At 66.6% G+C, this 22,397-nt stretch carries 21 protein-coding genes and 2 pseudogenes; 13 read left to right on the top strand and 10 right to left on the bottom strand.

Annotated features, from left to right (window positions below):
• Positions 1–11: 11 nt before the first annotated feature.
• From HYG77_RS17145 to HYG77_RS17130, 4 genes are all read right to left on the bottom strand, one after another.
• Entirely contained in the window at positions 12–524 is a 513-nt protein-coding gene (locus HYG77_RS17145) for an SRPBCC family protein (protein ID WP_208959997.1), read from the bottom strand.
• A 713-nt stretch (positions 525–1,237) separates the two neighbouring features.
• Positions 1,238–2,143 (bottom strand): SDR family NAD(P)-dependent oxidoreductase, encoded by a 906-nt coding sequence (locus HYG77_RS17140; protein ID WP_208959996.1) that lies wholly within the window; start codon positions 2,141–2,143, stop codon positions 1,238–1,240.
• 88 nt (positions 2,144–2,231) lie between these two features.
• Complete coding sequence (locus HYG77_RS17135) at positions 2,232–3,128, bottom strand: SDR family NAD(P)-dependent oxidoreductase (RefSeq protein WP_208959995.1); 897 nt, start codon at positions 3,126–3,128, stop codon at positions 2,232–2,234.
• Positions 3,125–4,039: an alpha/beta hydrolase gene (locus tag HYG77_RS17130; protein ID WP_208959994.1), complete on the bottom strand. Its 915-nt coding sequence runs from the start codon at positions 4,037–4,039 to the stop codon at positions 3,125–3,127. Before HYG77_RS17130 ends, HYG77_RS17135 begins: the two co-directional genes overlap by 4 nt.
• A 126-nt stretch (positions 4,040–4,165) precedes the next feature.
• On the opposite strand from HYG77_RS17130, the gene HYG77_RS17125 reads away from it, so the two are divergent.
• Positions 4,166–4,789 carry a TetR/AcrR family transcriptional regulator gene (locus HYG77_RS17125; RefSeq protein WP_208959993.1) on the top strand — a complete coding sequence of 208 codons (624 nt, stop codon included), beginning with the start codon at positions 4,166–4,168 and terminating at the stop codon, positions 4,787–4,789.
• A gap of 494 nt (positions 4,790–5,283) precedes the next feature.
• Positions 5,284–6,057: a cell division protein ZapE gene (gene zapE / locus HYG77_RS17120; RefSeq protein WP_348273584.1), complete on the top strand. Its 774-nt coding sequence runs from the start codon at positions 5,284–5,286 to the stop codon at positions 6,055–6,057.
• A gap of 118 nt (positions 6,058–6,175) precedes the next feature.
• On the opposite strand, the gene HYG77_RS17115 is transcribed toward zapE, so the two are convergent.
• On the bottom strand, positions 6,176–6,331 hold the full coding sequence (locus HYG77_RS17115; protein ID WP_208959991.1) for a hypothetical protein: 156 nt from the start codon (positions 6,329–6,331) through the stop codon (positions 6,176–6,178).
• A 701-nt stretch (positions 6,332–7,032) separates the two neighbouring features.
• Between HYG77_RS17115 and HYG77_RS17110 the strand changes: the two genes are divergently transcribed.
• Together HYG77_RS17110 and HYG77_RS17105 are read left to right on the top strand one after the other, a co-directional pair.
• Positions 7,033–7,215, top strand: coding sequence for a hypothetical protein (locus HYG77_RS17110; protein ID WP_208959990.1), 183 nt, complete (start codon positions 7,033–7,035; stop codon positions 7,213–7,215).
• A gap of 262 nt (positions 7,216–7,477) precedes the next feature.
• On the top strand, positions 7,478–9,193 hold the full coding sequence (locus HYG77_RS17105) for a cutinase family protein (protein WP_208959989.1): 1,716 nt from the start codon (positions 7,478–7,480) through the stop codon (positions 9,191–9,193).
• 12 nt (positions 9,194–9,205) lie between these two features.
• Here the strand turns inward: HYG77_RS17105 and HYG77_RS17100 are convergent, their stop codons facing one another.
• Positions 9,206–11,416, bottom strand: a complete 2,211-nt coding sequence (locus HYG77_RS17100; RefSeq protein WP_244372912.1) for an acyltransferase family protein — start codon at positions 11,414–11,416, stop codon at positions 9,206–9,208.
• Between the two features lie 231 nt (positions 11,417–11,647).
• On the opposite strand from HYG77_RS17100, the gene HYG77_RS17095 reads away from it, so the two are divergent.
• Positions 11,648–11,887, top strand: coding sequence for a DUF6400 family protein (locus tag HYG77_RS17095; protein ID WP_109335466.1), 240 nt, complete (start codon positions 11,648–11,650; stop codon positions 11,885–11,887).
• Positions 11,888–11,923: 36 nt separating this feature from the next.
• Here the strand turns inward: HYG77_RS17095 and HYG77_RS17090 are convergent, their stop codons facing one another.
• Positions 11,924–12,325: a helix-turn-helix domain-containing protein gene (locus HYG77_RS17090; RefSeq protein ID WP_109334572.1), complete on the bottom strand. Its 402-nt coding sequence runs from the start codon at positions 12,323–12,325 to the stop codon at positions 11,924–11,926.
• A 105-nt stretch (positions 12,326–12,430) separates the two neighbouring features.
• Here HYG77_RS17090 and HYG77_RS17085 point away from each other — a divergent pair, with 105 nt between their 5' ends.
• Positions 12,431–13,348 (top strand): NADP-dependent oxidoreductase, encoded by a 918-nt coding sequence (locus HYG77_RS17085; protein WP_109334574.1) that lies wholly within the window; start codon positions 12,431–12,433, stop codon positions 13,346–13,348.
• Positions 13,349–13,422: 74 nt separating this feature from the next.
• Entirely contained in the window at positions 13,423–14,793 is a 1,371-nt protein-coding gene (locus tag HYG77_RS17080; RefSeq protein ID WP_109335467.1) for an FAD-binding oxidoreductase, read from the top strand.
• Positions 14,794–14,803: 10 nt separating this feature from the next.
• On the opposite strand, the gene HYG77_RS17075 is transcribed toward HYG77_RS17080, so the two are convergent.
• Both HYG77_RS17075 and HYG77_RS17070 read right to left on the bottom strand, forming a co-directional pair.
• Positions 14,804–15,265, bottom strand: coding sequence for a helix-turn-helix domain-containing protein (locus HYG77_RS17075; protein ID WP_109334576.1), 462 nt, complete (start codon positions 15,263–15,265; stop codon positions 14,804–14,806).
• Complete coding sequence (locus tag HYG77_RS17070) at positions 15,262–15,873, bottom strand: type 1 glutamine amidotransferase family protein (RefSeq protein ID WP_208959987.1); 612 nt, start codon at positions 15,871–15,873, stop codon at positions 15,262–15,264. Before HYG77_RS17070 ends, HYG77_RS17075 begins: the two co-directional genes overlap by 4 nt.
• 111 nt (positions 15,874–15,984) lie before the next feature.
• On the opposite strand from HYG77_RS17070, the gene HYG77_RS17065 reads away from it, so the two are divergent.
• The gene (locus HYG77_RS17065) at positions 15,985–16,563 is read left to right on the top strand and encodes a GNAT family N-acetyltransferase (protein WP_208959986.1); all 579 of its coding nucleotides are present in this window, start codon (positions 15,985–15,987) and stop codon (positions 16,561–16,563) included.
• Positions 16,564–16,569: 6 nt separating this feature from the next.
• Here HYG77_RS17065 and HYG77_RS17060 read toward each other — a convergent pair whose 3' ends face one another.
• Positions 16,570–16,833, bottom strand: a complete 264-nt coding sequence (locus tag HYG77_RS17060) for a hypothetical protein (protein ID WP_208959985.1) — start codon at positions 16,831–16,833, stop codon at positions 16,570–16,572.
• 65 nt (positions 16,834–16,898) lie between these two features.
• Between HYG77_RS17060 and HYG77_RS17055 the strand changes: the two genes are divergently transcribed.
• From HYG77_RS17055 to HYG77_RS17040, 5 genes and pseudogenes are all read left to right on the top strand, one after another.
• On the top strand, positions 16,899–17,060 hold the full coding sequence (locus HYG77_RS17055; RefSeq protein ID WP_208959984.1) for a hypothetical protein: 162 nt from the start codon (positions 16,899–16,901) through the stop codon (positions 17,058–17,060).
• 677 nt (positions 17,061–17,737) lie between these two features.
• A pseudogene (locus tag HYG77_RS39665) lies at positions 17,738–18,043 on the top strand (amino acid transporter); the annotation flags it as partial.
• A 646-nt stretch (positions 18,044–18,689) separates the two neighbouring features.
• Positions 18,690–20,495: a zinc ribbon domain-containing protein gene (locus HYG77_RS17050; RefSeq protein WP_208959983.1), complete on the top strand. Its 1,806-nt coding sequence runs from the start codon at positions 18,690–18,692 to the stop codon at positions 20,493–20,495.
• A gap of 4 nt (positions 20,496–20,499) precedes the next feature.
• Positions 20,500–21,645 (top strand): annotated as a pseudogene (locus HYG77_RS17045) (APC family permease); the annotation flags it as partial.
• Positions 21,642–22,397: an IclR family transcriptional regulator C-terminal domain-containing protein gene (locus HYG77_RS17040; protein ID WP_208959982.1), complete on the top strand. Its 756-nt coding sequence runs from the start codon at positions 21,642–21,644 to the stop codon at positions 22,395–22,397. The pseudogene HYG77_RS17045 and the gene HYG77_RS17040, both read left to right, overlap by 4 nt.

Raw genomic sequence — 22,397 nt, 5'->3', positions numbered from 1 at the left:
TCATCGTCACTTCACGTCCTTTGCTTCAGCCGGGCAAGGTGAGACCGCGTGTCGGCGCCGATCCGCGCAATGGTGGCACGGGTGGGCCGGCGAAGGACGGTCTGCAATGGGCCGGCGAGTGCCGGTTCGATCAGGAAGTCCCATTGCAGGTGAGTTCCCTCGGACGTGGTGGTCACGCGATAGCGCTCCCCAAACCGTCGGATACCGGGAACAGTGCACTCCGTGACAGTGAACGCGCACTCCAAGTGATCAGGCTCCTCCTGCCACAGGAAATACGACTCGTACACCCACACTCCCGGCGCCATCGACATGCGTCGCGTGGACCCCACACCCTTCGGCGACCCCGGGGACCACTCGCAGGCCCGCAGGGACGAACACCAGTGCAGGGGCCGTCGGCCGTGCAACTCCTCCCACACCTGAGCCGGGGTGGCCGACGACGTGGCGTCGATCCGATAGTGATTCGAGCGCCGACAAGGGTCATCGAAATCACCTGCCGTGACCGCTTCGAGAGCGAACCGGGCCATGCGTCCCCCTTCGTTGATTCATGGACGGCGTCACGTTAGCTGAAGCGGTTCGGAAACAGAACCACTTGACACGTTCTACTCCATCTGCAGGGTGGACGGCGGCAAGTGGGCCGACGAGTCCACAAAGGACTTCCTAGCTGCATGTTTGATCGAACAAGCCCGCGCGAAAATGGATGTTACATTGCGTCACATAAAAGTCCTCGCAAGCTCGATTTGTATCGTCCGGTGACGGGGAGGTGATGGCGGCCGGTCTGTCGCTTATCGAGCTCTGTTCAAGTACATCCGGGCGAGGTCCGAGGACAGCGGTTGACGGCGTTGAAGTGAGTCGGACATGGGCACCTCCCCGTGTCCGGCCTCCAACCAACTTGCCCGGCAGTCCAACTTCTTACACCGACTTACCAACTACCCGCAGTTCGCGTCGTGACCCTCTCAGATCGCCGCAGAGGGATCCGTCACCGGTCAGTATTGGTGGACGAGTTCGGGGTGGCGGGCACGGGGATACAGTCCACCGAACATCGCGCATTCGTCGGCGATCCACGTCCACGCTCGCTGGTCCCACTCGGCCAACTCGCTAAGGGCGTCCGCGACCGTGGCCGTCCCGATCGAGCTGTTGCGTAGTACGACGGTGGGAACGTCCCAGTAGCGGCGGCGTCGAGTCGATGGTCCGAAACCACGGCTGCCGCAGCCGCACCCACTGGGCCGCGGCCACCGAATCAGGTCGTCGGTGCCGGGCCAGAACGCCGCCGCGCGGGCGTGAACTCGGTCGGTCGCGACTCGGCTTCGATGCGGCGCACCAGTGCCTGCACCTTGCGGTTGCGGTCGAGGTAGGCGTCGCTGGCCGCGGCGAGCAAGCCGCGCAGCAGCGACAGCGGCGCCCACCGGCCCGGCACGACGATGCGGGGGCGGCGCTCGGCCAGCCCGTCGGCGACACCGGCGGCCACCACGTCGGGAGTGATCTGGGCGCGCAGCGGCGCCGGGAACACGGTCTGCACCAGCTGGGTGGCCAGGGCGTTGCCGCCGAAGGCGACCTCGGCGATCGGAGTGGCGATCCACCCGGGATAGAGCACGCTGGCGGTCGCGCCGGTGCCGGCCAGCTCGGCGCGCAATGCGCGGGCGAGCATCTCCACCGCGGCCTTGGACGCGGCGTAGGGTGCGTTGACCATGCCGTTCATGAACGCGTAGATCGACGAGGTGACGACCACCTGACCCTGATTGGCGACGATCTGCGGCAGCGCGGCCTTGACGGTGCGCCACACGCCGAGGAAGTCCACCTCGACGATCCTCTCGAACTCGTCCTCATCGCACCCGACCATGCTCGACGGCGCCCCGCGCCAGGAGATTCCGGCGTTGGCGAACACCACGTCGAGGCGGCCGAACCGGGCGACGACCTGCTCGACGACCGCCTTGGCGGCGGCCGCGTCGGTGACGTCGAGGACCAGCGGCAGCACCCGGGTGGGGTCGAATTCGGCGGCGAGCGCGACACCGGTGGGCTCGCTGAGGTCGGTGAGGACGAGATTCGCGCCGCGCGAATACAGTTCGCGCGCGGTCGCGGCGCCGATGCCGCCGGTCGCGCCGGTGATCAGGACAACCTTGTCCTGCAGGAAATAGTGCTTGCTCATGGTGCCGGGCTCCGGTTCGATTCGTGTCGTGGTCAGGACGGGGTGGCGCGCGCGAGGATCTGCGGCACCGCGGACAGGCCGAGGAAGGTTATCTGCTGCTGAGCGAGGACGTCGTGCTGCTGTTGTGGCGGTCGAGCACGTCGTGGTCGTGCCAGCCGGTCGGGTCGGCCAGTTCGACGGCCCGGGCGATGCTCTCGTCGCGGAAGACGCGGTCGAGGAGCGGGCGGAACAGTCCCGGGGCCTTGGCCAGCAGGGTGTTGGTCTTGGGGGCGACGATGAGATCGGCGCGTTTCTCGATCCCGCCGACGAGGGCGTCGACGACGGTGCCGATGGGCACCATCTTGAACAGGCCCTTGTCGTTGCCGCCCCACAGTTCGTGGCCGGCGGGGTCGGCGACGATGTCGTCCATCAACGGGGTGCGGAAGAAGGTGGGGTGGGCGCTGCCGACACCGACGCCGAGGTGGCGCAGCTCGAGCCGGATGCTGTCGCACATCGCCCACACGCCCGCCTTGCTCGCGGTGTACGAGCCCTGCAGCGGTGAGTGCGCGAACGCGGCGAGCGAGGAGATCGCGAGCAGATAGCCGCGGTGCTCGCGCACGTGCGGCAGCGCCGCCCGGAAGGTGCGCCACACGCCGGTGAGGTTGATGTCGATGACGCGTTCGAATGCGGCGGGGTCGAGGGTGCCCATCGGCGCCATGGTGTCGATGCCGGCACCGGCGACGACGACGTCCAGGCGACCGAAATGCTCGGCGGCACCGGTCAGTGCGTCCTCGAGGCCGACGAGGTCCCGAACGTCCGCGGGCCAGCCGCTGGCCACGGTGTCCGGGCCGAGCGCCCGGGCCTGCGCATCGGCCCGGTCGGCGTCGAGGTCGAGCAGCGCGAGGTTGGCGCCGCGGGCGCGCAGCGCGGCGGCGAGGGCGGTGCCGAGGCCGCCGGTGGATCCGGTGATGGCGACGGTGCGTCCGGTGAGGTCGTAGCGGGTCATGCCGCGTGCTCCGTCGAATCGGTGGGGGCGACTGGTACATGGGTGCTCAGGAAGCGGAGCTGGTCGGCGACGACACGCTCGAAGGCGTTCCCGACGTAGATGTCGAAATGCCCCTCCGGATAGAGTTTGATCTCTCCGTGCGGGGCCCTGCGGGCGTGCCGCAGGGTCGCCCTCGCCGGTGCCACGGAGTCGGTTTCGCAGACGCCGAACAGGATCGGGCAGCGCACCTTCGCGGCCTTGCGGCCGGGCACGTGGAAGGTGACACCCAGGGCCACCCGGGCGGCGACCTCGTTGCGGAACGGCGCATCCTCCGGCACGAGCGCGAGGAAACCGGGTTCGGCGTCGGGTGAGGCCATCAGCGCGGTCGATCCCGGACGGCCCGCGGTGGCGATCATCACCGGGTCCTTGCCGAAACGCGCCCCGATCGCATCGCGTAGGGCCCTGGCGGTGACCTTCAGAGAGTTCCACGGGGTCATCGCGAGCACCGACGCAGGCCCGTCGGTGAACGGGCACTGCGAGATCACGGCGGCGATGTCGCGGTCGCGGGCCGCGGCGACCAGAACGTGGCCACCGCCGAACGAGGTGCCCCACAACACGATCCGGTTGGTGTCGACGCACTCGAGGGTGCGGGCGTATGCGATCGCGGCCGCCCAGTCGTCGAGTTGCCGGCCGATGTCGAGCAGCTGGCGTGGTTGGCCGTCGCTGTCCCCGAAGTGCCGGTAGTCGAACACCAGGCAGGCGTAGCCGGCGTCGCGGAACCGCTGCGCGTAGGCGTCGAGCCGCATGCCGCGTACCGCCCCCAATCCGTGTGCCATCACGATCACCGGCGCCGGACCGCCGTCGGGCAGATACAGCCACGCGCTGCACTTGACATCCCCCGACGGGAAGTGCACGTCGAGACGGTCAGACATAGTGCTCACTCCTTTACCTGGAGGCGATCGTTGTGACCGCCACCACAGACATTACTGGAAGCAGTTCCAGAAATGGAAGTGATTACAACAATGGATTTGTTTCCAGGAATTTTGTATGGTGCGGGTATGACTTCGCAGGGGACGACCCGGACCGCGCGCCGGACCGCCGCGACCCACCGCGCGATCGTCGATGCCGCCGAGGCGGTCATGCTCGAAAGCGGGTCGGACGCGCTGACCCTCGACGCCGTCGCCGACCGGGCCGATGTCGCGGTGCAGACCATCTACAACCGGATCGGGGGACGATCGGCGGTGCTGATCGCCGTCGCCGAGCGGGCGCTCGAGGAGAACCGTCAGTACATGGACGCCGCCTACGCCACGGCTGGCACCCCGGTCGAGCGGATTCTCGCGGCCGCCGAGGCGTACACCCGGTTCGCCGCCGAACGCCCATACCAGTTTCGGCTGCTCGCTGATCCGCCGAACGAGCCCGCCGCGCTGGAACGGGTCGCCGACCTCGTCGACGAACAGAACACCAAACTCGCCACCGCCCTCCGGGACGGCATCGCGGACGGCAGCATCAACCCCGGCCTCGACCCGGCCACGGCAGCGACCACTCTGTGGGCGGCAATGAACGGCATCCTCGGCCTCAGCGGGCGTGCGGACCGACTGCGCGCGGACGACACGCAGATAGATCTGCTCGTCGCCACCATGATCGCGATCCTCACCGACGGGCTGGTCCAGGCTCCACGCTGACCCTGACGAGCGTTGTCACGGCATGATTCGAGGATCGCATCTCTGCCAGCTTTCCCGGCGGTCGGCCGGGCCGTGGCCGGCGCCGGCGCATGCGCCCCCATCTGACTTCTGTGGTGATAACCAGCACGCCTTGGCCAGGCTGCAAGAAACCCGCGGCCCCGTCGATCGTCGATGCTTGGGCTGCGAAAAGGTCGTCGAACAGGAAGAAGTTGCTGTTTTCACAGTGGACCTGTCCACTGAGTCGCCGCATCATCGGCTCCCGTCTCTCCGTTATCCGCTCCATCAGGAAGGGTGCCATGATTTCCGGCAGGTGATGCCCAACTGTCGACCGTCGCATCCGCTTAGGGATCCACCATCGGGACTCACCCTCCTGCTCCGTCGGCACGGCCAGCGACGCGCACGGTCGGTACGACCCCCACCACGTTCCGCGAACGGTACAGACGGGTCATCTCGCCGTAGCGCTCGAAGCACCTTGACCTGATGGATGGGTCGGGATCGCTGCACTGCCGACCGACCGGAAGATGCGGATGCATTTCCATGAGTTCTTTCGCGACCTACACCTGGCCATCCGGCGACATGGCAACGACCTTGCGGCAGCCTTGGACGAGCTCCTCGGTGGCTTGGATCTGGTGTGTTTCGACGAGTTCCATGTCCACGACCCCGCAGACGGCCGATTCATCGCCCGTCTACTGCCGGCGCTTCTCGAGCGGGAGATTCGGGTGATTCTGACCTCGAATTATCCTCCGCGCTCCCTGCTCCCGAATCCGCTGTTCCACGGTGATTTCGTACCCACGATCGAGCTGATCGAGCAGGCGCTGACGATCATCACCATTGACGGCCCCGTCGATTACCGCGCCAGCTCCAGCCACGAGGTGGGCTTCGCCGCCGGATGGTGGGTCACCCCTGGCACAGCGGAGCAACAAGCGCGTCTCGGGCTCCGCCCGCCCGGCTCTGCCGAACGCAGGACACTCACTCCGGCCGGGAATCCCGTACACGTCCGGCGTGCGACCGGCCAAAGTTTGTGGGTGGACTTCGCCGACCTCTGTGAGAACACCACCGCCCCCGTCGATTACCTCGCGCTCACCCAACGGTTCCGACAGTGGGTGATCAGCGACGTGCCGGATCTTCGAGCCTCAGGACGGGAGCCAGCGCAACGCTTTGCGAACGTCGTTGACGTGCTCTACGACCGCGACATCACCAGCATTTTCCTCGTTATCCCAGATCCAGAGCTGGCTGAGTTGATCGGAGGCTCCGCTAAGCCGTCATAGCCTTATCGAACCAAGGCTCCAGCTCGATCCCGTAATAGGATCCTTTTGCGGAACGTAAACGCCAGGTACGCCGCTAGCCTGATGCGATGACGCAATGGGGGATCGTCGGAGTCGACCATCACCAGTTCGTGGTGGGATCGCGGCAACAGACACCCTCGACGGTCAACAGCACGGAAGTCTGCTCGAGGTCGGCCCCGGATTCGCCACGGTGCACACCGGTATCGCTTACGGACCGGTACGAGTCGGGGTCGAGGTCCTGGAGTCGGCGCCGCACGCTGAGGCGTTCCCGGAGTGGGAAGTAATCGAGGAGGCCGACCTCGAGGTGACGTCGGAACTCGTCGTCATGACCCTCACCGGTGAGCTCGCTGACGGACTACGGGTGACACCGCTGCTTCCGGCTTCGCGCGCATGCACGGGGACGGGACGCCAATTGGGCTATGGATGTCAGCGGACCGTCAGAGGACTACTGGCTGCAAGTGTGCCTGCCACCGGCGAAAGCAGCTTCGCCCAACTCATGAAAGAGGACCTGGTTTGGAGTGACGGCGACGAGTCCACGGCGAAGGATTCGATGCCCGATCCGGCTGCTGATGCCACACCTGCGTCCGCCGGCCCCGCCCCGGCGGTTCTATCCGATCCCCATCGGAGTCTCGCTGAGAAGTTTGCCGAATGGGGTGGTCGCCCGCCCGCCGAACGATTCCGGCTATTCGACGACCGCGCCATCCGTGAGGCGGCGAAGCGACTCGCTCAACTCGACCGGGACCTCCTCGACCAACTGATCGAACTTCCGGAATCTCAGCAGGATGCCATTGCTCGTTGGGCAGCGAAAAGTGCATACGAGCGAGCCGGCCTCGCTGATATGGGTTGGGTGGCACCCGCCCTGACCGCACTCGACAAGCATGACCCACTTCCGCCTCCCTTCGACAATGAAGCGCGTGCCTCGAACGTCTCTCCAGAGAGCCGGAGACCCCGCAACAGATGTCCCTCCATGCGGACGGGCATGAGTACGTGCAATGGATCTATGCCGCCTCCTCGATCTTCCGGGCGCTCGAGACGAAGGAACTGGCGATGCTGCTACCCCTCATGCTCGCCGCTCTCATCTACGGAACCGACCACTACCAGGAACTTTTCGACGATTTAAGGCGAACATTCGACCTTTGATCGCACCCCGCTAGCCGAACCACCAGCGGAACGGTGTGGCCTGAGAACGCGCCGGCGGACAGGTGGTTCCCGCGAGCGGATCCTCAATCGGAGCTGCAATGTGCTTCTGCCAAACCATGCGTGTTGCGGCGACCGCTGGCGTCCGCCTCGAGTGCCTGCGCCCTGCTAACTCTGCCGCAGGTATGTAACGCATCGGTGTCGGATTCCGACGTGCCTGGTAACGCATTGTCATTGGTCGGGGCCGGACCGAATGAGGTTGACCATGAAACATGGCGTAACGACACGTGCGGCACACCGACGCCGGATGGCGTCGGGGCTTCTGGCGCCTGGCGTGCTGGGACTTGCCGCGCTGCTTGCCGCCCCCTGGTCGAACCCCGGGGCGCCGACCACGACGGCCACGGCCCTGACTGCTGCAGCCTCGACCGCGTGTTACGACATGGTGAGCATCGCAGTTGCCGGGCGCAACGACGCGCCGCACGCGGGCACGCACCAGATGCTGGTGGCGCCCGACGGCACGCCGCTCCCGGCGGCTCTGTCCAGCGAGTACAGCAGCGACTGGGTGGATCCGGTGGTCAACGCACCCGGTCAGGCCGTCGGCGAGGGTTCCTATGCCGCCGTCTACATCGACTATCCGGCGAACATGTCGTCGTACGAGGACGCGGTGAATGTCGGTGTCGACAACACCGAAACCGTGATGCGCACGATCGCCGCCTCCTGCCCGGACACGAAGTTCGCCATCGTCGGCTACAGCGAGGGCGCCGATGTGGCGCGCCGGGTCGCGATGGAAGTCGGCAACCAGGAAGTCGGCGAGGACGGCTACGACATCGTCGACCCGGCATCCGTGGTCGGTGTGGTGATCCTGGCGGATGCCGGACGTGAAGTCGGCGGAGGCCCCTTCCCCGGCGCCGAAAACGAATTCCGCAATCCCGACGGATTCGATCTCGCCTACCAGTCCGGCGGCAACAGAGCTCCGGGAGGGGGCGCCCTACCTGGCACATCCGGCGGATTCGGCGCACTGGACGGCAAAGTGGCGTCCTTCTGTTCGGAAGGAGACCTGACCTGCTCCGCGCCGGACAACATCGCCCTGCTGCAGCTCGCCGTCAACGTGGGCAGACAACTGAACGTCGATGCCCTCGAGCGCGAAGGCCTGACCGTCGCGACAGCACAGGACATGGCGACGGTTCTCGGACAGATCGCACTGGCAGCATTTGCCGAAATCCAGTCGCAGGAGAACTGGATGCAGTCGGACGAGACCTTCCTCGACGTTCTCATCAAGGTGTCGGACCCCGCCTACAAGCCCGGTACCCCAGTGGCGCAGTCGGATACACCCGCCGGACCGCTCTCGCCGAACCAGGCAATCGACCTGGTCTACCTGCCTGCCAAGGTTCGCAACGAGATCATCGGATTCATTGCGGACAACGAGAACACCGTCGCCGTAGTGATGAGCGATCCGTATCAGCAGACCCTCGGTCCGGGAACAGGTCATCACTTCGACTATTGGCGCGACGCCGACCCCGCGGGCGGAAAGCCGTTGACCTCTTCGCAATACGCTGCCGCCTGGCTGACTCATCTGGCCCGGGAAGCAGAGAAGGGACAGCCGGCGGCCCGCGCCGCCGACGCGTCCGCTACCGCTCTCGTCGCGTCGTCCGCCTCGACAGCGGACCCGAGCGACACCGCGTCGACTACCTCGACGACGTCCACCGCGACGAAAGAGCTTCTGTCTTCGACTGATTCGTCCACCGTGCCGACGACGACATCATCGGCCGTCCCCACCGCCGCTCCCCTGGCACCCACGGCGGCCGTGGTCACGCCCGACACGTCGGCCGCGTTCTCGGAGGAGCCGTCACCGTCCGCGACGGCGGCAGCCACCGACACCCCGCCCACACAGCAAGAGGTCCCGACGACGGTAGAGGTGACCGAACCGGAAACGACGACGATCCCGACCACCACGACCGCTCCACCGTCGCCGGTGCAGTAGAGAAGTTGCCGCTCAGCGCCGGGCGAGAGCGCGGTCGGCGAGTGCACCGACGACGGGAGCGAGGTTCTTGGCGTGCCCGAGCGTCAGATGGTTGTCGTCGCGGTACACCAGGTCGTTGCCGACGATCACCGGACAGCGGTCGGGGGTGCAGAAGAGTGAGGTGAGGTCGGCGTACTGGCCCCCGCCGGCCGCGGTCGCCGCCGCCTCGGCCGCGATACCGGCGGAGTTCACCGCGGCACCGTGCGGCGGCGAGCAGGCCGTGGCGTCCTCGAGGTGGCCGGACAGGCAGGTCGGCACGGTGGAGCGCGGATCGGGGATGGGGCCGAGAACGAGAACGGCCGCGCCGGTGGACCGCAATTGCGCCACCATGCGGGTCACGCCGTCGATCCAGGCCTGGTCGTAGGTGGTAAATCCGAAGTCGCCGCCGTACCGCCGGGACATGCTCACCACAATCAGTTGTGGACGCTCGGCCTGTAGCCGGGCGGTCACCTCGCCGCGCCACTGCTCGCACTCGGAGTACGCCCGGCCGAGATAAGGACTGGTGATGGGCAGCTCCATCAAGGGACAGGTGACCTTGCCCATCGTCGTGAGCCGCCAGTGTCGCTGCTCGGCGACCGGCTCGAACGCCGGGTGCCACATCGCGGCATGTGAGTCGCCGACGAGGGCCACCGTGGTGGCCGAAGCAGGATCACCCGACACGCAGTCCTCCAGCCCGACCTCGAGCCAGGAGCGCACGCAGCCGTTGTTGAAAACCGCCGGCTTGTCGGCCGGGGCGTCGGCGAGTGGCGGGGTCAGATTGGACGGGACGGCGCGCAGCTCGGCCGAATGCGCGACCGCGGCCGCCACCTGTGCGGTCACTTGATGCACCGCCGCGTCGTGCGGATCGACGGTGGGGACCGCCGTGACCTCCGGCGCGGTGACCGTGAGCGCCTCGGCCGCTGCACCCTGACCCACCGGCATAGGTCGCAATACCAGCAGTACGAGCGCCGCGCAGACGGCGAGCACGGTGACTGCGCCGCCGAGAGCCAGGCTGCGCGTGTCCGACCGACGCAGTGGAGCAGCGAACCGCGCGGGGTTCTCGATGAGTCGCAGCGTGAGGACGGCGAGGCCGCCCGACAGCGCGACCGCCGCGAGCCGGTCGAAGAGGCTCAGGGAATGGCCGAGCAGCGGCGGCAAGAGCAGCAGCACGGGCCAGTGCCAGAGGTACCAGGAGTACGACACCCGACCTATCGCCCGCATCGGGGCAAGCGAGAGTCCACGGGCGGCGCCCAGTCGGGGTTCGGCGCAGCCGGCGCCGATCACCAGCACCGTGCCGAGCACGGGCAGCAGGGCGGCGGTCCCGGGGTAGGGCGTCGTCTCGTCCAGCGCGAAACAGCCCAGAAGAATCAGGACCAGTCCCGCCCATCCGGCGACGGCAGCGGGAAGCGCCGGCAACCGGCGCCACAACGGGACGGACAACGCGACCAGTCCGCCGGCGGCCAGTTCCCACGCTCGCGAGGGCAGGGAGAAGTACGCCCACGGCGGCAGCGTGCTCGTCCAGGCCATCGAAATCGCGAACGACACGGCCGTCACGAGTGCGAGACCGAACAGAAACGGCCACACGGAGGGTGAGGCCTCGCCGTCGGCGCGCCTTCGAGCGCGCCGGACCAGCCAGACCGTGCCGATGATCAGCGCAGGCCACAGCAGGTAGAACTGTTCTTCCACGCCGAGTGACCAATAATGCTGAAACGGCGACGGAGGTGTATCGGCGGACAGGTAGTCGGTGCCCTGCAGGGCGAGCCGGTAGTTGCCGACGTAGAGCGCGCTGGCTATCCCGTCGCCCAGAACGGCCCGGGCTTGAAGCGGCGGCAGGAGCATGGCCGCACCGACCGCGGTGACCACCAGCACGGTGACACCGGCGGGCAGCAGCCGCCTGGCCCGCGCCGCGTAGAACCGGGCGAGCCGCACATTCCCGGTGGCGGTCACGTCCCGCCACAGCAGCCCGGTGATGAGGAAGCCGGACACGACGAAGAACACGTCGACGCCCACGAATCCGCCGTCGAGGCCGGGAACGCCCGCGTGAAACAACACGACTGCCAGCACTGCGACGGCCCGCAAGCCCTCGATGTCGGTCCGGAACCCAGTGCCGGGGGCTCGCTCATTGTCTGTACGCTCCGGCGCTCCACGATCGGGGCGATGACGACCGGCTCCGCGCCGCCGTTCCGGAGTCTCGACGATATTCACTCGACCATCGGTCCTCTCCCGAAGCCAGCCCCGGATTCCTGTGGCACCCGTCATATTGCCAACGATGCGGCAGGGTACCCGACAGCCACGCCGCGTCAGCCTGCAGCATGTCCGCGCTCGACGTCACCGAGTGGGCGATCTTCCCGATCGTGATCCAGGTCATTGTGATCTTGGACCTGCTCGAGTAACCCTGTGCCCTTCGATATCGACTGCGAAAACGAAGGTGATCCGATGAGCGGCCATTCCGAACTGTCATTCGCGCTCGATCTCACGCTCGACGAGGCACGACGGCGTACCGCGGTGCTCGAGGCCATCGGGGACGACTGGGACCCTGTCGCCGTCCTCGCGGAAGAAGAGCGCGCCTACGACCTGCTGTATTCGGGTCTCGACGCCGAGCAGCAGCGCATCTACGACGAACTCGTGGCGGCGGGTGTGCTCCCGGATCGGACGGTAGGCCGCGTCACCGATTGATCCGTTATATTCCTCCGCCGCAGCAGTAGGTCGCGACTACTGCGCGCGGCCGTCGTACCTCTCACGAGCCGTGGTCACGTCGTCCATGTTGTGTTCCGCCCACTGTTTGACCGCTCTGAGGATCGGCAGTAGCGACCTACCGAGTTCGGTGAGCTCGTAGTCGACGCGGACGGGCACCGCCGCAGTCACTTCGCGTGCGACGAGGCCGTCCCGTTCGAGCGCTCGAAGAGTCTGGGTCAGCATCTTCTGACTGACCCCGGCGAGTTCGCGCGCCAGTTCGGAGTACCTTCGCGAACCCTGACCCAGCGCGACGAGAATGAGCGACACCCACTTGTCGCTGATCCGGTCGAGGAGCTGACGACTCGGGCAGTTCGCCAGATACACGTCATACTCTCGCTTTGCCGCATGTCGCGCTTGTCCTGCGGTTGTCGTCGCCATCGGGCGCCCCTTTTGCTTCGTTACGCACTTTCAGGTGCCTACTTCCCAACGGAGAGTAGTCAGGCGATTCTGAACCGGCAACAGCGACTACCGAAGGGGTGCACCATGCGAGCAATAGTGACAACCGGGGCCGAGGACGTGAAGATCATCGAGGTGGCAGTGCCGGACGTAGGACCCGGGGAAGTCCGAATCGAACTCCGCGCGGCGGCAGTCAATCCAGTGGACTTCCAGACCAGGCAAGGCATCTATCACCGGCTCGGATGGATAGATCAGCCCGACGGCGCGGGCCTGGGCTGGGATGCGGCCGGGATCGTGGACGCGCTGGGTGATGGTGTGGTGGGACCCGCCGTCGGCACGAGGGTCGTCGCCCTGCACGACCGGCTGGATGCACCGCTCCGCGCCTTCGCGGACTATGTCGTCGTTCCGGCCACTGCGGTGGCCCGCATTCCGGACGGCCTGAATTTCGCCGGAGCGGCAACGCTGCCCCTCAACCTGTCGACCGCAGATCAGGCACTCGATCTCCTCGGTGATCCCGCGGGCAGAACGCTGCTGGTGACCGGCGCGGCCGGTGGAGTGGGCGGGTTCGCCGTCCCGCTCGCGGTCGAGAGGGGATGGACGGTCAGCGCACTCGGCCGCCCCACCGACACCGATTTTCTGCGGTCCGCGGGTGCGGTACAGGTTCTCGGCGAAATCCCGCCGACCCGGTTCGACGCCGTGTTCGATACCGCGGCACTCGGAGACGCGGCGGTTTCCGCGGTGGTCGACGGCGGAACCTATGTGGGCGTCGTGCCGCCGGCAAAGCCCGGGGCCGTGCGCGGCGTCGACGTTCAGGCCGTGATGGTCCACCACGACGGAGCCAGGCTCGAGAAATTGCTCAGCTCTGTCGCACGCACGGGAAGCGAGAACGCCCCGCTCGCGGTACGGATCGCCGGAACTTATCCGCTCGAGAAGGCGAATGAGGCGTTGGCCGCCCTCGATGCGGGCGGCTCGCGTGGACGCTGGGTGCTCACCTTCGAACGCTGATTCCCGAACACCCTCCACATCGCCGATGATGGACTGCGACATCTCGTCGAGAGGAGGCAATCATGACCGTTTCGATGCAGTCGTTCCTCGACGAGCTCGCCGACATCGTCGGTGCGTCCCACGTGCTCACCGATCCCGGCGTGGTTGCCGGCTATGTCACCGACTGGACCGGGCACTGGCAGGGGCACACCACCGCCGTGGTCCGGCCCGCCGACACCGGGCAGGTTTCGGCGGTTCTCGCCCTCTGCTCCCGCGCCGGCGTCGCCGTGGTTCCGCAGGGCGGCAACACCGGTCTGGTCGGTGGGTCGATCCCGATGGACGGGGAGGTGGTGCTCAGTACCACCCGGCTTTCCGTCATCGAACACGTCGACCCGATCGGCCGCACCATTGCCGCGGGAGCGGGTGTGACCATTGCCCGCGCCCGCGACGCGGCCCGCGAACACGGAGTGGAGTTCGGTGTGGACCTTGCCTCCCGCGAATCGGCAACCCTCGGCGGGATCGTCGCGACCAACGCCGGGGGCATCCGGGTAATCAAGAACGGCGACACCAGGTCTCAGTTGCTCGGCATCGAGGCGGTGCTGTCCGACGGGCGCGTTCTGACCCGATGGAAAGAGCTGACGAAAGACAACGTGGGATACGGCCTGCCCGGCCTTCTCGCGGGCTCCGAGGGCACACTCGCCGTGATCACTCGCGTCCTGATGCGACTCGTACTACCCCCGAGCGCAACTCGGGTCGCTTTCGTCGCAGTCGGTTCGGTGGGTGACGCACTGATGGTGGTGGATCGCCTCGAGCGCGCCGGGCTGACGCTCGACGCCGCGGAGCTGATGACGAGGTCGGGTATCGACCTGGTCTGCCAACATCAGCAACTCCGGCGGCCACTTTCGGCCGACGCACCGTTCTGTGTCCTGGTGGAGGTGTCCGGTCGCGAGGACGCCGAGACCACGCTCCTCGAGGTTCTGGACGACAGCCATGAATTCGTGCTCGACGCCGTCGTGGAGGAAGGACCGGCGCACAGGCTGTGGCAATACAGGGAGAGCCACACCGAGTCGGTGGGCGCCGCTTCGTCCACGCCACCCGTGAAGTTGGACATTTCGACGCCGCTGCGCGACATCGAGGCCTTCCTGAACGAGCTGACCACTGGCCTCGATCGACGCTTCCCCGGAGTGCGGGCGATCTGTTTCGGGCACGTGGCCGACGGCAACATTCACGTCAATCTTCTCGACGCCGCGCCGGATCAGCGGGACACTCTGTCCGACTTCGTTTTTCATCTCGTCACCGACCACAACGGGAGCATCAGCGCCGAACACGGTGTCGGGCGGGCCAAGGCCCCCTGGATGACACTCGGACGAAGTGCGGTCGACCTCGACGTCATGCGGTCGATACGAGCAGCGCTGGACCCCGCCGGGATCCTGAACCCCCACATCCTTCCCGCACGCAGGCCGTGAGATCGAACAACTACGGACCTTCCTGGCCGTCGGCGAGATCGTCGAGGACGGCCGAAAGCCGGCGCATCGCTGCGAGCGCGTCACGTAATTTGTCGGGTCCCATGGCCTCGGCCAGGCGAGCGGCGAAGGCAGCATGCGCGGGGTCGATGCCGGTCACCGCTGCGCGCCCCGCCGGCGTGGGGGTGATGAGCTTGGCTCGTCGATGAGCGGGATTCGGCTGATACTCGGCGAGTCCACGCTCGACGAGCAGGTCGGCGATCCTCTGCACGCTCTGGCGCGTGATGCCCATTTCCCGTGCGACGCCGGCAACCGTCAGCGGCTGATTCAGTACGGCGCCGAGAACCTGCCACCACGCGGCCGTGAGCCCCGCCGGACGTGCCAAGTCCTCGGCCACAGCGAGAAACTGACCGTTGAGTCGGAACGTTGTGAGGGCTGCCCCGCTGAGCAGTTCCTGTTCGGGCCGCTCACTCATACGGCCATGAGTTCATAGAATCCGGCCGGATCGCGGTGGCCGTAGAGCTTGAACCAGGAGGCGAGAACGCTGGGCTCGAATACATCCAGCCGAGCGAGGATTTCACGTGCAAACTCTACCGGCGCAGTGGCACTGGCGGTGATGAGATCGCGATCCGTGACGGCCGGCTCATCACGGTAGAGGCTTCCACCGGCGTATCCGACTCCCTCGAGGAATTCGGCAGCGTTGCTGGTGTGGTCGCGATCGTCGAGCAACCCGGTGAGTGCGAGGCCCCCTGTTGCTCCGCAGATCGCCGCCACCGGAACCCCGGCGGCGAGGAATTCGCGAGCTTTCTCGGCGAAGGGTGTGAACTGCTCGGTGGGCCAGATGTCGTTGCCCGCCAGAATCAGCATTGCACTGTCCTGCGGCCGAATCTTGTCCAACGTGGTGTCCGGGACCACGCGCATGCCGCCCATCGTGGTGATCGGATCCAGGGTGGATCCGACCGTACTGACGGCGTAGCGACCGGGCTGCTTGTGCCAGGTGGGCTTGTTGATGTGGGCGATCGCGTGACCTACCTCCCAGTCGGCGAAGGTGTCGTATACGGCGACGTGCACTGTTTCAGTCATGACAGAATGCTGTCATGATGACAGCATTCTGTCAATGGTGAGCGATCGACTACGGCTCCGCGGGCCGATAATCACTGGCTTCGGTTTCAGCGGACGTGATGTAGTGCGGTCATGCCAACCTCCATTCGCCGGATGACGACGACGGACCTCGACCGCGCCGCGACCGTCCTCGGTGACGCCTTCGCCGACTACCCATGGACCAACTGGTGCGTCGCCGCGGACTCACACCAGCAGCGTGTGACCGAACTTCAGCGCCTGTATCTCGGGCACATGGCGCTGCCACACGGTCTCGCGTACATCGACGAAGAACACAACGGTGTCGTAGCTTTCATCCCGCCGGACCTGCCCGAGCCGGAAGAATCGCTTGTAGCGAAGATCGTCGAACTCCATGGGGATCGTTTCGAGCACGCCGCCGAAGCGGAACAACGTTTGTCCGCGATGGACGTTCCGGACGACGCCTGGTGCTTGGCGACCGCCGGAGTATCCCGCGCAGCGCGAGGCCGAGGACTGGGCGGTGACCTTCTGAAAGTCGGACTGGCCGAACTCGACCGACGCAACGCGGCATGTTGGCTCGATACCTCGACACACCGGAACCTGCCACTGTACGAACGTCACAACTTCGCTGTCGCCAACCATGTCGTCCTCGACGACGCACTCGAGGTGTGGAGAATGCACCGGCCCGCGATCTGAGGAAGATCAGTCCCAGTTCGGTGCCAACGGGTCTGTGTTCCGCGTGCGATAGAAGACCATGGACAGAGCAATGACCGCTTCGAGGGCTGCGGTGAGAAGAGCTGCTGCCATGGGCAGGGACAGTGCATGCCCGACCGCCGTCGGGTTCGCGGCACGGGTCATGTGGCCGTGGTGGCCGCTCACGGACGGACCGAAGTCCACTGTATGCAGCGCGATCATGCCGACGCTCATGATCGCGACCCATCCCCAGTCGCGGGAGTTATCTCTCATCCACAAGTGTCGGGCGCAGTGGAGGCATCCGAGGAGCATGCCAACCGTAAGCACCACCATAAGTGGTGACGCCCGATGGTCGCGCCGAAACATCCGTCGAGACCCTCACCGAGAAATATCTCCCGCTCCTTCTCGACGCCGCCGCCGAAACCACCACCGACTGGGCGGCGTGGCAGCGTCGACCTATCGAAGGCGCGCCGCGCAACTCCGAACGAAGAATCGTCTGAACCGTCAGAGGTGCGCTACTGCCGTCACCAAGATCGTTTGTCGAGAACCATTGGTTTATTCGACACACGTCTACGAACTGCGGAAATTGCCTGAAAAGGCGTCGGCAACTCGTGTCAGAAAAACTATGTCACACAACCTCTGTGTGGGGTTTTAACACATGCTGATCGGCCACGTTGTGGAGGGACAGCAGGGCCGCGAACAGGCGCGTGATCAGGAAGATCTGGACGAGGTCGCCGGTGCACGACAGCGGTCATCAGGCCCTCTTCGATGGAGTGAATGAATCTGGGATGAATCCGGCCTCTGCAGAACGCTTTTGGCGGAAGTTTCTTACTTCGTCGCGCTGCGGCCTGAACCCACGATAACTTCGAAAGTATCGCCGGTCACTACTGAATCGGGATGGGAATCAGCGACTGCGGCATTCTCATTCGACTTTTCCGGCCACGACACCGCCGATTCTCATTCCGGCTTTTCGGGTCGGCGCAGCTGATCCGCGGTATGCGCCAACGTGGGCACGGGAGTCGGGAACGAATATCTCCGGCCATTCTCATTCGAGGTGATCGAAAATTAAGTCCGATCGGCGCATCGCGCTCGTCTCCTGCGCTAGCGTGCAACTCATGCAGCTCCGGGTTGAACGCTCGCGTGGGGCCGGCCGGAAAGTGTGGAGAGCAGGTGCGTGGTGTCCGGTACACCGAGAATTAGAAGTAGATCACCGGTCGCCGGTCTCGAGCGGGCGCGTCTGAGTTTCGTCCAGGTGCTCGGGCAGTCCGTTTCCGCGGTCGCACCGTCGGCCGTGATGGTCACGCTGCCTGCTCTCGTCATATCCGACGCGGTGGGCGACCATTGCGGAGTTCGTCGCGGCGGCGATTCTGATGACGGCGGTCGGCTACTGCATCGGACAGTTCGCCACCCGGATGGTGGCCGTCAGTGGTTTCTACAGCTACATCGTGAAGGACTCGGGGCGCTGCCCGGTTTCGGCGGAGGCTCTCATCTGTTGCCAATGTATCTAATACTCACTATCAGTTTCTGGCACTGTCTGTCATCTCTGATTGGCGTCTCCGGAACTCGTGGGCTGCCGGTCGTTGAGGTGAGCAAGGACGCCGACGGAGGGCCGGTTGCCTTCTCGGCGCGCGGGGTTCGGGTCCCCAACTCTGTAGCCGCGCGGACCGGGGTGCCGATCTATGCAGGACTGCATCATGTTGCGCGGGAGCGACTCCCGAGAGGACGAAGGTGCTATTGGGGTGCCGGGTTCGGCAGGGTGGGAGGCGTCGCCAGCCGATCAGCAAGATGTTGCGGAAGAGCAATATTGATGCGATGTATCGGATCTGCAAGAATCGCGGTTCGTGTCTCGAGGGAGCAGCGGGCCGGGCGCGGCCGGATGCTCGACGACGCGGCCCGGGGGCCGACACCTGGTGTGGGGTGTGCGGGATCGATTGGCTCGGTTCACAGGTGGCGCGGATCGAGCGGTTCTTGTCGGAGGTCGGCGTTACAGTCGAGGCCCTATGAGAGGTGGCGTGGCAGAGGGCGGGGAAAGGGGGGTGATCGATGAGCTTCTCGGGGATGGCAGCTCTTCTCGGAAGACCGATCGGCCCGGGTTTGTTCGGTTTGTGCCTGGCGCCGGGTCGGCCGGCATGACCGGGCCGGAATCGACTGCGCAGCGGCAGTTCGCGTTCACCACCCGCGCCCATGTGGCGGTCGACGACGCGACCGGCGAGCAGATTGGACTCGACGATGTCGATACCAGGGTGGGGTGGCTGCTCGACCTCATTGCGGCGGCCGGCACCGAGTTGACGGCACGGCTGTGGCAGCCGGTCACGTTCGACGTGCTCGCCGCCGGACTGGACGGTGCGGGTCGCAGGCTGCCCGCACAGGGTCACGTCGTCGCCGCCCGCCTCGGCTGGAACCCGCACTACCCGGACGGAATCTACGTGCCCTCACGGGTGAGCAGGGTGGTGACGGCGCAGGTGATGGCGTCTCTGCGGACCCTGGCCTTCCGGGATGCGGCGATCGCGGCGCTGTCTGAGCGGTTCGACCCGGCCACCGGCACTCTGGCGCCGCCGACCGAACCGGGCGACTATGTGCCATTGGGTTTCGCCCGGGGCGTGCGACGCCAGGTCATCGCACGCTCTCGCCGCACCGACGGGGCGCAGTCGGCGCGGTTGCGGATCACCGACGTCCAGGGACCACCACAGACGAGCGCGATGGCTCGACTCTCGGCCGCCGATCGGCAGCTCGCACAGATAGCCGCGACAGACCACGAGCTGGTGTTGACGGTGAAGCTGCCCACCAGCCCGGCCCCGGCGGGGCGGGCGCAGTGGCAGCGGGTCCGGTTGACCGCCGCCATCCCCGCGCACCTGCACGGTCGGGCGATCATCGACTGGCATCTGCCGACCCTCGTCCTCGACCACCGGGGTCTTCTCTGGCGGTGCGCCGCGACCGAACTCATCCCTGCCGCCGATCTGATGGCCAGCACGGTCGCGGTCGGGGTCGACTGGTCCCCGTCCACACTCGGCGCCGCCGCCATCACCGCTGACGGCCCGGCCGGGTTGTCGTCGGATTACCGGGGCTGGACGTACGACGACCGGGGTCTCGGAATCAAACTGGCCCGCCTGCAGGCCGAAGGCCAGATGCTGCACCGCAAGGCGGCCCGGTTGACGCGGCTGGCCGCCACCGCCCCACCCGAGGCCCGCGCCCAACTGGAGACGAAGATCGCCGTCCTCGACGCGCATCGCGCCGCGGTGGGTATCAAGCGGGGAAAGATCAACCGGGAACTCGCGTTCCACTTCGCCCGCCAGGTCACCGACTCCGCCGCCGCATCGGGCGCGGAGATGATCGCGGTGGAAGATCTCACGACCCTCGAGACCCGCGGGCACGGTCGGGTCAACAACAACCGGGCCGCGCAGTCCGCCCGCCGCCAAGCGGTCACCGCGCTCGCGCACACTGCCGCAGCCGTCGGTATCACCGTGGTCTCGGTGCCCGCCCGCGGATCGTCCGCACAATGTCCGGGCTGCGACGAACCGCTTGCGCGCCCCGGCGGCTATCACACGGCGTGGTGCTCGGGTTGCCGGGTCGGTGGCAACCGGGACAACGTTGCCGGGGTGAACCTGGCCAAACGGGCACTGCTGGGCAAAGGCAAGGCCACCCGTCGGCGAGGGCGCTTGCCCGCGATCCAGGTCGCCGAGCACGCACCGGTGCGCAAGTCCCGGGACAAGACCAGCCCGACCCCGAGCAGGCCGCGGCATCGCCGGGTCCGCCGCAGCCTGCCCACCGCAACGCCGCGGGTGGGGGTGACTCCGAAACAGCATGTTCCTGCACCACAAGCGTCGGTATGGGACACGGTCAAACCCGCACCGCCGCAAGGTGATGCGGGTAGCCGTGACACACGTACATCTCCGACACACGCCACACCAGTGGCAGATAGTATGAGATCTACGTAGACGCTGGTCGCTTCTCGTCGGTTACGCGGCCGCGGCCATGGCGAGCACGCTCGGTGCCGCGAGTTACCTCGCCGCGCTACTCGGCCGAGTCGGGCTTCCGGCGGGGTCGCCCCTCATCGCGGTCCTCGCGGCGATCGTCGGACTGCTCGCCCTTCTCCTCATGGTCCGGGGCGTGCAATTGTCGGCGCGGATCATGCTTGCCATCGAGGTCTTCGCGATCGTGGCCGCCTCCGCCGCGTTGGTGGTCGCGTTCGTGCAATCGGTCCGCGAGGGCGCGACCCCATCCGCGGGCGGCGCGAAATCAGGTTCCGCGGTCGGGTTCGCCTTACTGCTCGCGATCACGTCGTTCGTCGGGTTCGAAAGCGCGGGCACGGTGGCGCGGGAAGCCCGCAACCCGTTCGTCGCCGTTCCCCGCGCCATCCGGTGGACCCCGATCGCCCTGGGTGTTTTGTACGTGTTCGCGGCCGCCCTGCAGTTGCCGGAGCCGGTGCGGCAGGGAGTCGACTCGCTGCCGATCGTCCTCACGTTGCCCGACACCTCGGGCGCAGGTTCGTCGACGCTGTCGATCGTCATGGAACTCGGTATTAGCGCCTCGTGGTTCGCGTGCGTCCTCGGTTCGACGACGGCGCTGTCGCGCACCCTGTTCGCGATGGGCCGCGAAGGGGTGGTTCCGAACGTGTTCGGCCGGACGCACCACCGGTTCCATACTCCGCATGTGGCGTTGACGGCCGCGATGCCGGTCGTCGTCGCGGTGCCCGTCTTCTACCTGTTCGTCAGCGGTTCGAGCCGCGACGTCCTGATCGGACTGCTCGCCGTTTCCGCCCACGGCTACGTCCTCGCGTACGTCCTGCTGTGTGTCGCGACGCCGGCGTTCCTCCGGCGGATCGGCGAACTGACTCGACTTCCCGTGATCGTCGGCGTGCTGACGGCGACCGCGATGGTCGCACTGGTCGGGTGGGCGGCGTTCTCGCGGACATATGTCGCGGGCGCGGCGACCGCCGTCTACCTGTTTCTGATGCTTGTCGGCGCCGCGGTCTTCGCGATCCGCGCGCGTCGGTCCCCTGGAATCGAAGAACGGATGGGTGTGTACGACGAGGCCGTGGCCGAAGACCTGCTGGTGCGGTACCGACCGTGGGAGGTCCGCCGATGAGTGCCGACGACAGAGCCCTGTCGGGGCGTCAGCCGAAGGCCGTCACCAGCGCACTGCGGGTGCTCGAGGAGGTGGCCCGGGCCGGCTCGGGTGTCACAGCGAAAGGCATCGCGGCCCGCCTGTCGATGCCGTCGGCGACGACGTACCGACTGCTCAACATCCTCGTGGGCGAAGGTTATGTGGTGCGGCTCCCCGACCTGTCCGGGTTCGCGCTCGGACAGAAGATCGGAATCCTCGTCGACGCGGCCGTCGTGCCCACCGTATGCGCGGCGGCGCGTGAGGTTCTCGCCGAACTGCGACTGTCGGTGCGCTTCGGGGTCCACCTGTTCTTCTACACCAACGTCGCCGTCCGCACGGCCGACGCCGACCCCGAATACCCGCCGCCGGAGGACGAGTCGTTTCTCAACCAGCACCTTTACGCGTGCGCGGTCGGCAAGCTCCTCCTCGCGGAGAAATCGGAACTCGAATCCGTGTTTCCCCGTTGGGAGCCACGGGCGCTGACAGCCCGTACGATCGTCGCGAGGAGCGAGCTGCTCGCGAATCTGGACCTGGTCCGGAGCCAGGGCTTCGCCACCCAACTCGCCGAACTCCGGGACGCGTCGGCCTGCATCGCCGTCCCCATCCGATCCGATACGGGCGCGCTCATAGCGAGCATCGCGCTGTCCGAGCACGTCGATCACCACCACCTGATGCTGAGACACGTCCCGTCGCTGCAGGAACAGGCCGGCCGGCTCGGACGGTTCATCGCCTGA

It is taken from the genome of Rhodococcus sp. ZPP (assembly GCF_017656075.1).
GTDB lineage: Bacteria > Actinomycetota > Actinomycetes > Mycobacteriales > Mycobacteriaceae > Rhodococcus_F > Rhodococcus_F oxybenzonivorans.
This window is presented reverse-complemented; position numbering and strand designations above follow the sequence as displayed.

Bases quoted from the DNA above. Each gene is read 5' to 3' on its own strand.
- HYG77_RS17075 (WP_109334576.1), bottom strand. From the start codon at position 15,265: ATGAGTGAGCGGCCCGAACAGGAACTGCTCAGCGGGGCAGCCCTCACA.
- HYG77_RS17130 (WP_208959994.1), bottom strand. From the start codon at position 4,039: ATGTCTGACCGTCTCGACGTGCACTTCCCGTCGGGGGATGTCAAGTGC.
- HYG77_RS17090 (WP_109334572.1), bottom strand. From the start codon at position 12,325: ATGGCGACGACAACCGCAGGACAAGCGCGACATGCGGCAAAGCGAGAG.
- HYG77_RS17110 (WP_208959990.1), top strand. From the start codon at position 7,033: ATGTCCCTCCATGCGGACGGGCATGAGTACGTGCAATGGATCTATGCC.
- HYG77_RS17065 (WP_208959986.1), top strand. From the start codon at position 15,985: ATGCCAACCTCCATTCGCCGGATGACGACGACGGACCTCGACCGCGCC.
- HYG77_RS17105 (WP_208959989.1), top strand. From the start codon at position 7,478: ATGAAACATGGCGTAACGACACGTGCGGCACACCGACGCCGGATGGCG.
- HYG77_RS17080 (WP_109335467.1), top strand. From the start codon at position 13,423: ATGCAGTCGTTCCTCGACGAGCTCGCCGACATCGTCGGTGCGTCCCAC.
- HYG77_RS17145 (WP_208959997.1), bottom strand. From the start codon at position 524: ATGGCCCGGTTCGCTCTCGAAGCGGTCACGGCAGGTGATTTCGATGAC.
- HYG77_RS17040 (WP_208959982.1), top strand. From the start codon at position 21,642: ATGAGTGCCGACGACAGAGCCCTGTCGGGGCGTCAGCCGAAGGCCGTC.
- HYG77_RS17085 (WP_109334574.1), top strand. From the start codon at position 12,431: ATGCGAGCAATAGTGACAACCGGGGCCGAGGACGTGAAGATCATCGAG.
- HYG77_RS17050 (WP_208959983.1), top strand. From the start codon at position 18,690: ATGACCGGGCCGGAATCGACTGCGCAGCGGCAGTTCGCGTTCACCACC.
- HYG77_RS17135 (WP_208959995.1), bottom strand. From the start codon at position 3,128: ATGACCCGCTACGACCTCACCGGACGCACCGTCGCCATCACCGGATCC.
- HYG77_RS17095 (WP_109335466.1), top strand. From the start codon at position 11,648: ATGAGCGGCCATTCCGAACTGTCATTCGCGCTCGATCTCACGCTCGAC.
- HYG77_RS17060 (WP_208959985.1), bottom strand. From the start codon at position 16,833: ATGAGAGATAACTCCCGCGACTGGGGATGGGTCGCGATCATGAGCGTC.
- HYG77_RS17070 (WP_208959987.1), bottom strand. From the start codon at position 15,873: ATGACTGAAACAGTGCACGTCGCCGTATACGACACCTTCGCCGACTGG.
- HYG77_RS17140 (WP_208959996.1), bottom strand. From the start codon at position 2,143: ATGAGCAAGCACTATTTCCTGCAGGACAAGGTTGTCCTGATCACCGGC.
- HYG77_RS17125 (WP_208959993.1), top strand. From the start codon at position 4,166: ATGACTTCGCAGGGGACGACCCGGACCGCGCGCCGGACCGCCGCGACC.